The sequence below is a fragment of the Lentimonas sp. CC4 genome, from assembly GCF_902728235.1.
Taxonomy (GTDB): domain Bacteria; phylum Verrucomicrobiota; class Verrucomicrobiia; order Opitutales; family Coraliomargaritaceae; genus Lentimonas.
On the sequence record NZ_CACVBO010000002.1, the window covers coordinates 728607 to 744695 of the forward strand.

The 16089-nt window shown below is 51.5% G+C and carries 8 protein-coding genes; 3 read left to right on the forward strand and 5 right to left on the reverse strand.

All coding sequences use genetic code 11. From position 1 onward, the window contains the following. The first annotated feature begins 59 nt into the window (after positions 1-59). Positions 60-623, forward strand: coding sequence for a hypothetical protein (locus tag GZZ87_RS19215; protein WP_162025344.1), 564 nt, complete (start codon positions 60-62; stop codon positions 621-623). 32 nt (positions 624-655) lie between these two features. Further along, positions 656-1240 carry a hypothetical protein gene (locus GZZ87_RS19220; protein ID WP_162025343.1) on the forward strand — a complete coding sequence of 195 codons (585 nt, stop codon included), beginning with the start codon at positions 656-658 and terminating at the stop codon, positions 1238-1240. Between the two features lie 901 nt (positions 1241-2141). Here GZZ87_RS19220 and GZZ87_RS19225 read toward each other — a convergent pair. After that, the gene (locus tag GZZ87_RS19225; RefSeq protein WP_162025342.1) at positions 2142-3641 is read right to left on the reverse strand and encodes a sulfatase; all 1500 of its coding nucleotides are present in this window, start codon (positions 3639-3641) and stop codon (positions 2142-2144) included. A gap of 702 nt (positions 3642-4343) precedes the next feature. Between GZZ87_RS19225 and GZZ87_RS19230 the strand changes: the two genes are divergently transcribed. Beyond that, positions 4344-5078, forward strand: coding sequence for a PEP-CTERM sorting domain-containing protein (locus GZZ87_RS19230; RefSeq protein WP_162025341.1), 735 nt, complete (start codon positions 4344-4346; stop codon positions 5076-5078). A 613-nt stretch (positions 5079-5691) separates the two neighbouring features. Here the strand turns inward: GZZ87_RS19230 and GZZ87_RS19855 are convergent. The 4 genes from GZZ87_RS19855 to GZZ87_RS19255 all read right to left on the reverse strand — a co-directional run bounded on the left by GZZ87_RS19855 (position 5692) and on the right by GZZ87_RS19255 (position 15886). Further along, complete coding sequence (locus tag GZZ87_RS19855; protein ID WP_244648210.1) at positions 5692-8892, reverse strand: GH116 family glycosyl-hydrolase; 3201 nt, start codon at positions 8890-8892, stop codon at positions 5692-5694. 94 nt (positions 8893-8986) lie between these two features. After that, the gene (locus GZZ87_RS19245; RefSeq protein ID WP_162025340.1) at positions 8987-11650 is read right to left on the reverse strand and encodes a GH116 family glycosyl-hydrolase; all 2664 of its coding nucleotides are present in this window, start codon (positions 11648-11650) and stop codon (positions 8987-8989) included. Positions 11651-12010: 360 nt separating this feature from the next. Continuing rightward, positions 12011-14224 (reverse strand): right-handed parallel beta-helix repeat-containing protein, encoded by a 2214-nt coding sequence (locus tag GZZ87_RS19250; protein ID WP_162025339.1) that lies wholly within the window; start codon positions 14222-14224, stop codon positions 12011-12013. Positions 14225-14401: 177 nt separating this feature from the next. Beyond that, positions 14402-15886, reverse strand: coding sequence for an arylsulfatase (locus tag GZZ87_RS19255; protein WP_162025338.1), 1485 nt, complete (start codon positions 15884-15886; stop codon positions 14402-14404). Between the last annotated feature and the right edge of the window lie 203 nt (positions 15887-16089).

Sequence of the window (16089 nt, forward strand, 5' to 3'; positions counted from 1 at the left end):
AAATGAACCTTAAAGAGTAGTTAGAAGTTAGAAGACAGGAGTTAGAAGCTGAATATCGTATGAATAAACGTAGCATCGCGTCGCTGATCGGCTTAGTCCTGCTAGGGAGTGCCAGCGTCATTCTTTATACCAACTCCAAGCAGCGCGAAGAACCGCAGGCGGAAACACGGGAGGAAGCAATTGCCCGCATGGAGCACGTCAATGCGGAGATCAGCCGCTCGCTGCGCTTCAACCAGTGGGATGCCAAACTGCAGAACGATCCCCGCGATCGTTCAAACTTCTCGGAAATGGCGCTCGAATTAGACAATCCAACGATTGAAGAATCCGACGCAAAGATCGCGATTCATTCGCTACTGAGCTCGATGCGGACGACCGTCTACCGCGGCGACTACCCAGCAGGCTTAAACGTCGAAATCACCAACGCGCTCCTAGGCGACAATCCCAGAAAAGTCGCTTACCTCCCCATGGATTCTCCCAGAATAAACGAATATGGCGAGCTAGTCGATGAATACGGCACCGCTTACTGGTTTCACAGCAAGGCTTCGAATGACCTCACCATCACATCCGCAGGTCCAGACAAGCGCTTACACACAGCAGATGATATCAGATACCCCACGGACTAGCTCAAAAAAACGATCCGCTCAAATTGCTTAAAATGAAATTCGCGCAGCTGACATTCCTACTGCTCATGGTCTCGCAGGCACATGGCTTCACGATCTATTCAGAAGCCATTTCAGGAGACCTCAGCCACCTCATCAATGCGCCGACCTCGATCGGAGAATTGAATGCAGGGCCGAACAGTATCATCGGCACCATCAATGAAGGTGGTTCCTTCAACCCAGATGTGTTCACCTTCTCCGTTGCCGCCAACCACCGACTCGCTTCGCTCGAATTCATCTTCGACAGCAACACAGAGAATCACTTTCTGGCGATGTCTGATGAAAGCACCTTAGAGGCAGTCCCTGAGTATCTCCTATTTGCCTCACTCGTCACAAACGCTCAGAACGGAACAAATATCCTAGCAACCGAATCCGATGGCGGCAACCAATCCGGCGCAGGCTACAGTTTACCACTAAGCTCAGGCAACTACAGCCTCTGGTTTCAGGAAACGAGCAATGCTCCGATTAATTACACCTTCACCTTCGCCACTGAAGTCATCCCAGAACCCGCCAATAGCACCCTGCTGCTCTCGTGTATCACCTGCGTGATGTTACTCTTCAGAAGACCACGGCACTCCTAGCGGGAGGGATGGCCTCCCGCTAGGAGTGCGTTCTACGCTGTCGTCTGCGTTCTACGCTGCCGTCTGCCGAACCTCAGCACTGATCAGACGCACGTGCACACCGTAAGACGAGGCGGAGCTCGTCCCTCCCGATTAAATAGTAAGTCATAGCAGCACGGGAGGGATGGCCTCCGCGCTTGCTGCGTTCTACGCTGCCGTCTGCCGAACCTCAGCACTGATTAGACGCACGTGCACACTGTAAGACGAGGCGGAGCTCGTCCCTCCCGGTTAAATAGTAAGTCATAGCAGCACGGGAGGGATGGCCTCCGCGCCGTCTGCCGAACCTCAGCACCGATCAGACGCACGTGCACACTGCAAGACGAGGCGGAGCTCGTCCCTCCCGATTAAATAGTAAGTCATAGCAGCACGGGAGGGATGGCCTCCGCGCTTGCTGCGTTCTACGCTGCCGTCTGCCGAACCTCAGCACTGATCATACGCACGTGCACACTGTAAGACGAGGCGGAGCTCGTCCCTCCCGATTAAATAGTAAGTCATAGCAGCACGGGAGGGATGGCCTCCGCGCTTGCTGCGTTCTACGCTGCCGTCTGCCGAACCTCAGCACTGATCAGACGCACGTGCACACCGTAAGACGAGGCGGAGCTCGTCCCTCCCGATTAAATGCCACATGAATCGGCAACCTAATTTAACCAGCGTCTCGCCCAGGGGACTGTCTCACAAATAGAGATATAAGGATTATCGACGTCATAATCGTAATCTTACTCCTCTGGGCTGATTCGTAAGGTCTTCAATCAGAACGCTTCGATTATGATTACGATGAAGAGTAAGATTAAGAGAGTAACAGCCACTCAATAAATTTACTAGGTCTGTGGCATTTGTGAGACAGCTTCCCAACCAGCCCCCATTAATCCGCACGTATCCTTAATACTTCAGGCTCATTCACCAATCCTGCGGGGCGACTGTTTTGCTTCAATTCAGTCTCAAAGGCTTTCGCAAGCGCCTTGAGCTGCTCAACTATTTCTGGGTGCTGCTGCAACAGATTATTCTGCTCCGCCATGTCTTCATCTAAATGATACAGCGCCATGATCGACGAACTCGCGCCTTTGCCGCGGCGGCTCTTGTCTTTGCCATTGGCTTTACCGAAATGCAACTTCCACGGCCCGGAGCGCACCGCTTTGAGTGCATTGCCCTTATAATAGAAAAAGGCCTGATGCGGTGTTCCAGCTCCGTCGATCAACACGGGTAAAATATCACAGCCATCGATCACACGATCCGTCGGTAGTTCAGCCCCCGCGAGCTGTGCAAAGGTCGGCAGCAGATCCATCGCAGTTATCAACTCATCATTCACCTGCCCTGCGGGTATATGTCCGGGCCAGCGAATGACTGCTGGCACACGTTGACCACCTTCATAGGAGCTACCCTTCTTGCCGGTGAGCGGATCGGCATGGCCAACGGATGGGCCGTTGTCCGAGGTGAAAATCACCACGGTGTTTTCATCGATTCCGTTGGCTTTGAGCGCATCGATAATTTGTCCGACCGACCAATCGATTTCGCTAATCGATTGATTGTAAATCTTGTCGCGGGTGAAGTAGTCGATGCCCTTCTCATTTTTTAACTTCGCTTTGATGTCATCAGGAACCGCTTCCATGAATGACGGTGACATATGAATCGGCCGGTGCGGAATTGGATGCGGCACATAGAGAAAGAAGGATTCGTCTCGATGACGTTCGATAAAATCGACCGCGCGCTCGGTGATCCGTTGCGTTAAATAATCCGCATCCGGTTCTTCCTCGATCACTGTCTCCATTTCCAACAGCGGCAGCGGCGGAAACTTGTGTTTTTTGTTATTGGTATGAAAGGGGTGAATGTCGTGACTGTATGGCAGCCCAAAGAATTCATCAAAGCCCTGACGTGTCGGGAGAAACTCGGGCTGATCCCCCAGATGCCATTTGCCAAACATACCTGTCGCATAGCCCTCTGCTTTCAGCAGCTCGGCGATGGTGATTTCATCAAGGTTGAGCCCATTCTTGTCGCCAGCGAGAAAAACCCCACCCGCCAAACCGATACGCTTCGGATAGCACCCAGTCATCAGTGCTGAGCGCGACGGCGTGCAGACGGAGCCCGCCACATAAAAGCTGGTCAGCTTTGCACCCTCGGCCGCCATTTGATCGATGCGCGGTGTCTTTACATGATCGCCTCCAAAGCAACCGAGATCCGCATACCCTTGGTCATCCGTGAAAATGATCACAAAGTTTGGTTTCGACGGGCTCACCACAGATGGTTTCGATCCTTCGGCTTTGCTTAGGGCCGGCTGGCTCACCATAGATGGTTTGGACAGCAACCGTGTGGAAGGACACAGCAAGACTAGGAGTCCAAGGATTAAAGTCGGGGTAATGCGTCTCATAGGAAATTAAAAACAATAAAGTAAGCCCACTGGATCATCGTGCAGGTCTGCCGATATCATCAGTTCAATTAAAGAGTGAAGTAGATCAGGCAATGAACGATCAGTTTGAAAGCCTTAGAATATACACTCATTCTGCTCTTTCGGCTATCACTCAAATAAGGGATAAGAAGCCGAAGGGCGAGCTAAGCACCCCAGAGTGGAAAGGAATATTCGTTGCGCATTGGTTGACGATGGTCACTTGAACCTTAGCTGAAGTCCGACTGCAAAATTTACATTACAATATAGAGCAGAAGTCTGTAGGTCGGATCGATAACGCTAGAAAGGATAGTGCTCCAGTTCTTATATTCGAATATTTTGACGATTATTGTATAAAAATAAGCGCCAGTAAATAACAAGTTTTAGTGAATTTATAGCGTATGCATACTCGAAATAGCATCAAGATGAGATCTCACGCTAAGACTGTTAATATTAACCAAAAATAATAAAAACTAAAAAACTTAAAATGCTGATAGGCAGTATCTTATAGCTTTATACGTAGAGTTCTAAACGCTATAATTTGGTATTAAAACTCAGATGTATGACGCATTCTCGTTATTAATATCGCGTGTATACGCTATAGTAATAAAAACTAGAATCAGCCATGATGTAATCGTCAGTTGTAAACTGAACGATACTCCAACCCTCAAGTAATAAAGACGTAATATGACAAAATCAAAGATAAGAAGTTTAATGCTATTGGCAGCGACTAGCACCGCTATTACCTCTCAAGCGATAGGCCAAGTCACGATCAGCCAGAACGCCCTACCAGCAACAGTTGACCTCACCACAATTGGAACCACAGACTGGATGAAGCTAGGCGATGGTGACGATACTACTGGCTCATTTGTGGTATTTGAGAAAGCCAGCGCCGATTTCATCGGCACAGTCACTGGAGGACCTAATGATTTTGTCCAAGACGACTTTAACGGATTCCCTTCGGCGATGAGTTGGACCGATGGGACAGCGCTAAATACAGTAGGTTCAAGTGTAACTGGCTCAATGGAAGCTAAGGGCCCATCTACTGATGAAACGCTACCGGCCTCACTCACCTTTGACATCACTGGACTTGATGCCGGAGATTACCAGTTAAACGTATACGCAAACGGGTATCGTTCGAATTGGACATTTGGTGCATCCCTAGATGGTGGCGGGGCCAGTGATACTGTCACTCAAGCTGGGACTGGGAGTTTCAGCGCGACCTTCACAACCGATTTTACAGTAACAGCAGGTCAAACTCTAACCGTCCTTTTTAGTCAAAACTCAGATGGTTTAGGAACTGCAGACAATATTGCCATTGGCGGCATCACGCTTGCCGCTATCCCCGAGCCTGGCACTTACGCTTTGCTTGCAGGTTCGCTCGCTCTCTGCTCAGTCATGGTTCGTCGCCGTCGCTCGTAAAGAAATAACAGCGACACATTATCATTCACATCACATGCGAGTGGAGCCAACCAGCTCCACTCGCATTTTTTTTGCGCGCAGGTCTGTCACCTGCATCAAGGCAGTCAACATCACCAGTGAATCCACTGGCAATTAAGTAGTTAGACGGAGGCCTACATATAGATTAATTGAGCCCCGCTCACATCTAAGTGAATTGAGTTTTTTTAGTAGCGTGCAGCTTTAGCAAACGTTCAGAACCTCAGCTGGAAAAGCTGCTGGCACTATGCACGCTCGCTAAAGCTCAATGCCAATGCATATCAAGTAGCACCAAAGGTGCGTCCTATATCAGCCTAGGGCAACGCCCTAGGATTTGAATCAACCACCTCCTGAGCCCTGAAAGGGCGTCTTAATCGCGCAAAGGCTTGGATTTTCGAATAGAACGCCCTTTCAGGGCTAGCTGTCTGGGCTTAAATTCCCGGGGCGTTGCCCCGGGCTGACAGAGGTTGCCCCTTTGGGGCGAGCAATCATCCAAATTGCAAATATGACACTCTAGTTTTCTGCTTAACGGTTATATCATTTTTAATATGCAATGGACGTTCGCTTCACGCTACGAATTTTTGACGAGATACCAGGTCTAGCCCAGTGTCACGATCAAGCGCTGGTCTTTGTTCACTGTAACCCCGGCATTAAACGTCAACACATAGCGTTCTGCTTCAGAGCTAAAGGCCACATCCACCGACTTGCCGTCGAGTTCGACCTTAGCGCTGGTCGCAGCTAAACCGTTGACTTTATCCAGGTTAAATTCCTTGAGCTCTAAGCGGCCATAATTGATTTCCAATACGACGACTTGTTGACCAGATGTAACCTTCTGCACAAAGCTTCCCCAACCCTCTGCCACGGTGAAGCCAGCGCGGAAGTCCTCAGGACTCAGGCGCGGACCAAAGCCAAGCTTGCCTTCGGGGCCATCGTAGCGATAGCCGCAGGCAGCCATGAATGCACCATAACTGGCCATGGCCCGTGAGTAGTGATCCGAACATTCGATCTCATTATACGGGTTGCGTTTGTCCGGTGTATAACGGTCATTGATTGCTTTACCGATTGCCAAGCCCTCTTCCAACATACCTTCCCAAATCATGTGGGCGGCGACCTGCCATTCAAAACCGGTCATACACTCATTTAGGTAGCCAGCGTAACTCTCCTTACCACTCTTTGGCAGTATCTTACCATTGGGGAAGCTACACATCACTAGCCCGGCATCGCCCTCGGTTGCATACCAGCGACCGTTGGTCATGGCTTTACGGAAGGCGCCCACGTCAGGCGTGAAGTTGTATTTCCACAGGGCTTGCAGCGTCTGCTTGATCTTATCGTTCGGTAAAATCGGATCAATCCCCAGATTGGGTAACCAGGAATCGCCTAGGATTTGGTCAATGTGGCAGCCGTTGGTCGAGCCGTGCATTTGCTTCTCGTTAGCCGGCGGCTTGTGAATAAAGTAACCGAACTCTTCGTTCCATAAGAGATCGACCATGGCTGGCGCGCCTTTAGTCACGATGCCCTCATAGCGCGCTGCCACGGCAGGCTCATTCATCTGGCGAGCCATCACTGCGGAGGCTTTGAGCGAGGCATGATAGAGGTTGATTAACCAATGCACCTGACCGAACCATGGCTCATCCAGCGTATTGTGCTGTGCGCCGACCAACATGCCGTCTTCATCTGGATCCCATTTTTGGATCACGTGATCCATGGAAAGCTTCACGCGCTCCCACATGCTTTCGAGAAAGCTGTAGTCTGGCGTCATTTGGCTCTCGCGCAGCACGCGTAAAATCGTCCCGCAATTACCATCAATCGCATCACCAAAACGTGCTGCATTGTGGCGGTGGCGAATGCTTCCGCTCTTGGGGTCAAAACCACGCTTATATTCGACCTTGTCGCGACACTCGCGCTCAATCGTTGGAAAGATTCGCGCTAAGCCTTGGGCATAGTGCCAAACGTGGGTGCAGTTGCCTGGGCAGCATTTTACGCCCTCATCGAAATCATAAAACTCCTGCCCCTCTCCCACTGCCAAACGCTGCCCTATCTGCGTCTGCACACAGTCAATAGGTATAAAGGTGCGCTCTAGAAACCAATACGGCAGCGTGGAATCATACCATGTGTCGACCCATGTTTGTGTCGTCGTGTGTAGCTCAGTTTCTCGTTGAGCCACAGTCTCCGCGGCTGCCGTCGCGGTCGGCCATAGTGTGGCGTAATGATTGAGCGCATGTGCTCCCTTCACGCGAGCAAAGCGTTTATTATATACGACGTTTGGAAAACGCCATGACAGTGAAAATGATACCGTCTTGGATTCTCCCGGCTTTAAGGCCAACTTGCTTCCCAGTGAGGCATAAGCGGGCGCATTCATCGCGCCCGAATGAGACGCCCCACTCTTCAGAGCAGCTCCCGAGTTAAAGATGTCTGCGTCCCCAGAAACGCTTCGAGCGATATCAACGATCTGCGGTCTTTCCTCACCCAAGAGACCGAGCGCAATCGCCCCGTAATCGGCGGCAAGCGCTAGTTTTCCAGATTCATTTGATCCGCCCGGATGGCTTGAAAATTCAATTTGATCGACCTCGATATGTCCCCAACCATTGGAAGCTTGATCGCTGATCTCGATATGCGCTTGTTTGCCTGCAAGCGACTTCACGTCCCAAGTCGCCCATTCCATATCATCGGAGTTCTTGCCGGTAGTCGAATGCACCTGCTTGCCATCAACCCATAGGCTGACTGTGAGCTTTTCCTTATCATCACCACCGCCAATCAAAAAATTGATGTAAGGCTTAGTGATCTTAAAGGTCGGTGAAGTTAATTTACCAGTCGGCTTGTCACTTCTGGCATACGAATTGGCGACGCTCTTACCGCGGACACCACTCAGTTTCTGACCGCCGCTTTTACCGGAGGGGCGTTTGCCGAAAGCAGTGCCCTCGACTTTCCAGCCCTTGTAATTCTTGCCTTCAAAGTCTGCAAAGACTTCAACGTCAGCATCCGTGTGACTATTCCCAAAGTTTGTAGAGCATTCGACCGATGAAATGCCTTCTAGTGCTCGATAAACAGCAAGCTTCTTCCCGTTCGCCCTTTTACCCGATTTCGCATTGGAGATGTTTTCGATCCAACCAGCGATGTCGATTTCTTGATCACTCGAACTCGTATTCGTCACCGTATAACGCATGACGATTACTGGGTAACTGGAATCATCACGATTCAGAGGAATGAAAGGCGTATAGGCTTGGAGCTGGACGTCTACTGGACAGGCAGGATCCGCGTAGTCAACGGTCGCCATTGGGTATTGATTCGTGAAAGTGACATTTGAAAAACCTTTCGAATCGAGTGTGTAGGTTTTTCCGCCGGCCTGCAGTGCGAAGCCTTGGCTCATGGGCGAATGCGCGACATCGGGTTCGAGATAGCGTGGCCCCTTGCCGGTGTTCTTCGAGTCCAATGCTCCATCCAGATTCCAATGCCATAGCTGCCCGTCACCACCGAGATACACCTGCCCCGTGCAGATGCCATTGATCGGCATGCCAATGTATTTGAGATCATTGCCTGTGGCACTCATTGCCTGCCCGCGTGCGTAAAGTCCCTTAATCCACTCCGCGTTGAGCTTCTTATCCGCAGGGATTATCTTGTCGAAGTCTGCGGCGGAGAATGGCCCCGCCATCACATTGATGCGACTCGCCATCAGCATGACAGCCGTCAATCCAGACGCTTTGATGAAATCACGCCGACCAACTGCGACCACTCCGGTGTGCGAACCGGTAGACGGTTCCATATTTTCATTCTTCGCGGACTTAGCTGTTTTGTGACTCATGACTATTAGGTATCTGTTTTAAATATTTCTAGTGGAACCGGAAACTTCCACAGATCGCATACTCTGGTTTGCGGGATAACAGTAGGCGCATGTATTAGCTCAGCGTCACGACTAAGCGCTGATCTTTGTTGACAGTGATGCCCGAAGCAAATTTCAGGACATAACGATCTGCATTTGAACTGAAGGCCGCGTTGACCGATTTGCCATGGAGCATGACTTTCGCACTGTTCGCAGTCACACTAGGAACTTTATCCAGTGTGAATTCCTTAAGCTGCAAGCGTCCGTAGCCGAGCTCGACACCGGCGACTTGTTGACCGGAAGCGATCTTCTGAGTGAAATGTCCCCAACCTTCAGCTGTCGTAAAGGCAGCCTTAAAGTCCTCAGGGTTCAACTTTGGTCCGAAGCCAAGCTTGGCTTCGGGGCCATCGTAGTGGTAACCACAAGCTGCGAGGTAAGTTCCGTAACTCGCCATCGCCCGCGAGTAGTGATCCGAACATTCGATCTCGTTATACGGGTTGCGTTTGTCGGGCGAGTAACGATCATAGATTGCTTTACCAATCGCCATGGGCTCTTCAACCATGCCTTCGCGCAACATGTGCGCGGCGACCTGCCACTCGAAGCCCGTCATGCATTCGTTGAGATATCCGGCGTAGTTCTTGTTGCCGCTCTTGGGCTCCACTTTACCGTTTGGAAAGCTAGTCATGACCAGCCCAGCATCGCCTGGACCTGCATACCAACGCCCGTCCGTCATCGCCTTGCGGAAGGCTCCGACATCTGGGGTAAAGTTATATTTCCATAAGGCTTGAAGCGCCTTACGGGTCTTGTCACGTGGCAAGATCGGATCGAGGCCGACTTCATACAGCCAACTATCTCCAAGCACTTGGTCAATGTGGCAACCATTCGTGGACCCATGCATTTGGGTTTCATCCTGTGGCGGGATGTGAACATAGTAACCGAAGTCCTCATTCCACAATTGATCCACCATGGCGGGCGCACCCTTCGCAATGATCCCCTCGTAGCGATCGGCCACTGCAGGTTGCTTCATCTGGCGAGCCATGACTGCCGCTGAACGGAGTGCAGCGTGATAGGTATTGATCAACCAAGGCACACGGCCATACCACGGTTCGTCTAAGGTGTTATGCTGAGCCCCGGAGAGAATGCCATCTTCATCGGAGTCCCATTCTTTAATAACAAAGTCCATCGACAGCTTCACACGATCCCAAAGACTGGCAAGAAAGGTGTAGTCGGTCGTCATCTGGCTCTCGCGCAACACACGAACAATCGTGCCACAGGTGCCGTCGAGTGCATCGTCGCGCCCCTTCGCGCCGTCCTTCATCGTATAACGGAAGAACACCATGCCATTCTTATGGTCAAAGCCTAGACCGTATTCGATCTTGTCGCGGCACTCGCGTTCGATTTCAGGAAAGATTCGCGCCACGCCTTGTGCATAATTCCACACGTGGGTGCAATTCCCAGGGCAGCAACGCACGCCCTCCTCCATATTATAAACTTCTTCTGTAGAACCTTTCGGGATGACGCGTTGCACCATCTGCGTTTGCATGCAGTCGATGGGTATAAAGGCACGCTCTAAGAACCAATACGGCAGGCTGGAGTCATACCACGTATCGACCCATTTTTTGGAGGTGTCATACAATTCAGTCTCGCGACTGGCGACCTGCCCCGCAGCTGCGGCGGCAGTGGGCCATAGCGTGGCGTAGTGATAGCGACCTGGCGAAACACCCTTACGGCCAAATCGAGTGCCATAATTCACGGCTGGAATACGCCAGGAAACTGCAAACGACACCGTCTTGGACTCGCCAGCTTTGAGCGTGAATTTGCGGCCGATTGAAGCGGAGTTCGCCTTGCCCGTCTTCGCTCCATTACTTGCTTCAAATACTCCACCGATGCCAGGTGTTGCTTTTTCGACATTCACGAGTTCCGGAGCTTCCTTACCCAACACTCCTAGGGCGATGCCGTTGCTCTGCGCGGTGCCACCCGAGCACTCGACGGTGGCAATGTCTGCTTGCTGCTGATACGCACTGATGTTTGGCTCATTTTTGCCGGCCCATCGGTTTTGAATCCAGCCAGCTAAGGAAAGCGTTTGATTTTCAGATGAGTGGTTAGTCACCGTATAGCGCATCACGGTCACGGGGTAGCTCGACTCGTCACGATTCAATGGAATGAAAGGCGTGTATGCTTCGAGCTGCACGTTTACCGGGCAAGCCGCATCGGCGTAATCGACGAGCGCCATCGGATATTGGTTGGTAAATGTGACGTCGCTAAAGCCCTTAGAATTCAAGGGATAAGTTTTACCGTTTACCTGTAGTGCAAAGCCCTGCCCCTCAGGAGCCTTTACGGCATCTGGCTTCATGTAGCGGTCACCTTTGGGATTATGCTTCTTATCTTTGCCCGCTGTTAAATTCCAATACCAGAGCTGCCCATCGCCGCTCAAATACACTTGCCCGGTGCCGATACCGTTGATCGGCATGCCGATATAATCGACCTTTCCGACCTGAACCGTCATCGGTTTGCCGCGCGCATACAGGCTTTTGATCCAATCGGCGCTCAGTTTTTTGTCGGCAGGGATGATTTTATCAAAGTCTGCCGCATTGAATGGGCCTGCCATCACATTGATGCGGCTTGCCATTAACATCGCTGCGGTGAGTCCGCTGGCTTTCAAAAAGTCACGACGCCCGACGAGGGCGTTGGCTGATGCTGGGGATTCGGAGGGTAAATCGGGGTGGCTTGGAGTCGTCATTCAGTTCTTTGGTTTGTTCATTACAGATAATCTAGATTCCTCTATTATAACTGAAAATCCCCCAAAGCGCCATCGCTGGTTTAAGTGATAGTCGAATGATATACTAACGCGCATCATGATTTGTGAAAAGTGCCGCGGCTCATGCGGATCTGCTGAATGTGTGTTACTTGGGGAGGGACGGCCTCTGCGCTTGCCGCGTTCTACGCGGCCGTCCGCCGAGCCTCAGCACGGAACCAAAGCCTCAGCACGGAACCAAAGCACCAGCACACCGCAAGACGAGGCGGACTCGTCCCTCCCGAATGGATTAATCTAGCAATCACAAATCGTGATGCGCGGCAGTATATTCTTAGGAATTGACCACTACAGATGCAACTCGGCGTTCTTCTGCTTCTTGCCCTTCTTCTTGGGTGTATGCTTGAAATGCATGGGCATGCCGTCGGCAAAACGCGCTAAAAACGGATCCTCTAAAGTGCCCATTTGCCCAACGATGTCTAAGGTCAGCGGCTCAATGCCTAAATCAAACGCAGGAGACTCTGCTTTGAAACCAAAGTCGCCGTGGATATGATCGATAAACATCGGATCAGCAGCGACGCTGTTGCGATCAATCACCTTTGTTCGACTCGCGGCTTTTTGCGCGGCCAGAAGTGCTTCTGCACGTCCGCCCTCGTGATAGTAGAGGTTATAATCGAGCCCCTCTTTTACGTTGGGCAGACCGTAGTGGAAGCCATCCGTGAAAGGTGTGCTGGTGTGGTAAAAGACATTGCGCGACAAGGTCGAATCAGGGTCCACCGTATTGCCGGCGCCGCCAGTCAACAACTGACAATTCACGAACACATTGCCCGTGGCGACGTTGAGCCCCTTAATCGTAATCCCCTGATTGCCCATTGTGCCAAACAGCAAATTCCCCTTGACGATGTTGCCGTGGCTATCGTCGTCTGTGCGAATCATCGCACCTTGTGGGTGGTTGTAGGTCACATTATTGCGCACTACATTCCCGTCGCCATCGCCTGAAAGGTAGATGCAGTTACCATCGTGCAACAGTTTTAAGCAGTCATGAATTTCGTTGAACTCAATGACGTTCCCACGTGCATGCATGTAGGGCTCGTAGAAATTCCAATCTTGGATGTCGTCTCCCAGCGTAATCTCATCCCAACGAATCGTGCTGGAATGCTCGCGCGTCTCTTTATCAAATATCCACTTGTTACGGTAAGGGTTCGGCTTCCCCATTTGATCAAAAATCGGTTCAAAGAAACGACGGCGCACGCCAGAGATCACTAGCCCGGTATAAGCGAGATCGTGAATGTGATTATGAGCGATTTGATTGTGCCCGCTCTGCCAGACAAAAATCCCTGGAGAATGTAGAAAGAGTAAACCGACTTCGGTGACCTCGTTATTACGGATTGTGTTCCCCTTGTTAACGTCCTTCTTCCCTGGGCCATAGCCTGCGAGTAAGACTCCCGTGCCGCCGAGATTCGTAAAGGTCGAATTTTCGACGGTGATGCCTTGAGCAAAGAGATCGAGGCGGACGCCATCGCTGCCGCTGTCAGTAAAGAGGCAGTCTGTTACGACGCAGTTCTGAGCACCACGGAATCGGATCAAGCCGTTGGCCTTATCCCACATATTCCAGTCATGCTGTAACCCTTTATCCTCGGGTAACCATTGCTGGCGGTCTGCATGTGAAAACTGTAGTCCTTGAAAGACAATGCCCTGCACTGGTTTTTCATTTTTTCCTGCCAGTGACGCATCTGAATGGCCCGCGACTCGGATTAATTCGTTCAAGCCAGGGGCGATGATCTGGTCGCTCGGAGTGCCAGACTTTGGCCAGTAATAGAGCATGCCGGATTGTGAGTTCAGCACCCACTCGCCCGGTGTATCGAGGTGTTCCATACAGTTCTCCACCACAAAACTGCCTGCCATTCGGTAGGACGCTGGGATCGCTAGCTTGCCAGTCTTCGCTTGGGTGTCGATCGATTCGATTGGTAAGAAGTTTACCATCCATTTTCGAGTCGGGCTGCCATAGAGTTCGATGTCCTCGAGGTTCTCCCAGTTCTTTAAAATATCCCCGGTGTAACCGAAATTCACACGTATGGCAGTCTCGCCCGTATACATTTTTGCCTTCGTCTCATTGGTAATGGTGACCGGCGCTGACTGCGCACGTTGCAGCAGCTCACTCCCATCGTAAAGACAGTGAAAAAAGGCATCACCCTTTGCCCAAGGCACCTCGGCGACCCAAATCTTACCACCAGCTAAGCCTGACTGCTTCCAGCCCTGAATCACACGACCTCCACTAATCACGGGGCGTGCATCGGCTGCAGCACGGTAACGCGTCACGGCGCCCTCAGGTGCGGAGTCGTCGAGGCCTAAGATCAGTGTTTCGTCGAGGTAGTAAGTGCCGTCGGCAATGATCACATCGATATCGCCTTGCTCGCCGGCAGCGCGTAGTTCGCGGACTGCATCGCGGGCTGCAGGAAGTGAGTGAATCTCACCTCCTACCGATACATTAATATCTGCGGCGAATAAGGCCGAAGCAATTAGAGTGGAGAATATGACGAGGGGGGGCGTTTTAAATTTCATGGTGTTTGGGATTGGGTAGGGACGAGCTCCGCCTCGTCCGCAGCGTGCGAGTGCTGGACTGAGGCTCGGCGGACGAGGCGGAGCTCATCCCTCCCGAATGTGTTGAGTGAAAATCACAATTCGTGATGCGTGGTAGTATATTCAATAAAGTGACCCGAAGTTCGTGCCATCTGGAGTCTATTTCTTTTTCTGCCTCCTCTTGCTTTGGTCGCCATAGGGCTTGCCGCCCTCCCAGGTCATCAGGCGCATCGCTTCTTGATAGCGCTCTTCGCCGAAGGCTTCGCGATAGAGTTCGTGATACGGCTTATGCTCGTCAGGCACATTTTCTAAATGATCATTAATCATGTAAGGTTGCGCATCGACCCACCATGAATCGTAAATCGCCTTCAGTTGCCCCACTTTTTCGGGATACTGGCTCGCTAAGTTGGTCGTCTCACTGCGATCCTCTGAGAGGTTGTAGAGCTCAAACACCCCTGCTTTGGGCATGAATAGTTTGAATTTGGTATCTTGAATCGAAGCATGCGCATACTGGGAATCTGCGGCCTTATCCCAGCGTGTGCGGTGCGCCATCCAATAACGTTGCCCCCAGTCTGCATCCGTCGGATTTTCGAACAAAGGAAGCATGCTGCGTCCATCCCAGATTTCGCCGCCGGGCACTGGATCATCCGAACCGGCCAATTCAGCGAAGGTAGCATAATAATCAATATGCCCAGCTAGGTTGTTATTGGAGATCCCGCCTTCCAGCTTGCCCTTCCAATACATGATACAGGGCACACGAATGCCGCCCTCAGTCGCAAAGGTCTTTCGCCCCTTTAACTTTAGCGAACCAGACGCCGCGCCGTTATCAGTCATATAAATCAGCAAAGTATTCTCGCTCAGCCCGCTCTCGTCGAGATACGCCATCATCTTGCCGACGTTGTCGTCGAGATTCTCCATCATGTCACCTTCGCTACCATCCGCAAGAATCGGTGGAATGTGAGGACGGTGCGCGACATTTAATGCGACAAAAGCAAAGAACGGCTTCTCGGCTTTCGCTTGTTCTTCAATCCAGCGAATTGATTGATCGAAGAACAGATCGGTGCAATAGCCTTTGGTTTCGATCACCTTGCCGTTATGATACAGCACGGGGTTATTATAATCGTTGTTCGGGAAGTCTGCGCTGTGCGTATAGTTTTGGCCAATGCCCCCTGCCCCGTGAATATAGACTTCGTCAAATCCACGGCGATCAGGACGTAGTTCCGCAGAGTCCCCCAAGTGCCATTTGCCGAAGATGCCTGTCGCGTAGCCACTGTCTTGTAACATTTGCGGCATCGTGCGTAGCGCAGGGTTCATCTGGTCGCGCAAAAAGATCGTGTGCGTCACACCACTATACACTTCGTGACGCCCAGTCAGCATCGCAGCGCGCGTCGGCGAGCAAGTCGGCGACACGTGGAAATTATCGAACCGAACGCCCTTATGATAGAGCGCATCGATATTCGGGCTCTTCGCGTTGGGATTGTCATACGCAGCGATGGACGCAAAGCTGATATCGTCCGGCATGATCAATACGATGTTTGGACGCGAGCCTTTGAAGCTCTCAGTCACTGTTGCCTCTGCGGAAACGGAAGCACCAGCCCATACTGTAAGTGAAACACAAAGAAGAGATAGTGATTTAGGTATCATGATGTTCGACTGGTTACTGCTGTAAAGTTCGTGCGATGCTGACGCGCATTAAGAATTGTGATTCATCCCTCAACACATTGGGGAGGGACGAGCTCCGCCTCGTCTTGCGGTGTGCTGGTGCTGAGGTTGAGTGCTGAGGTTGAGTGCTTTGGCTCGGCGGACGGCGCGGAGGCCATCCCTCCCCAAAGAAACCAGCACATTCG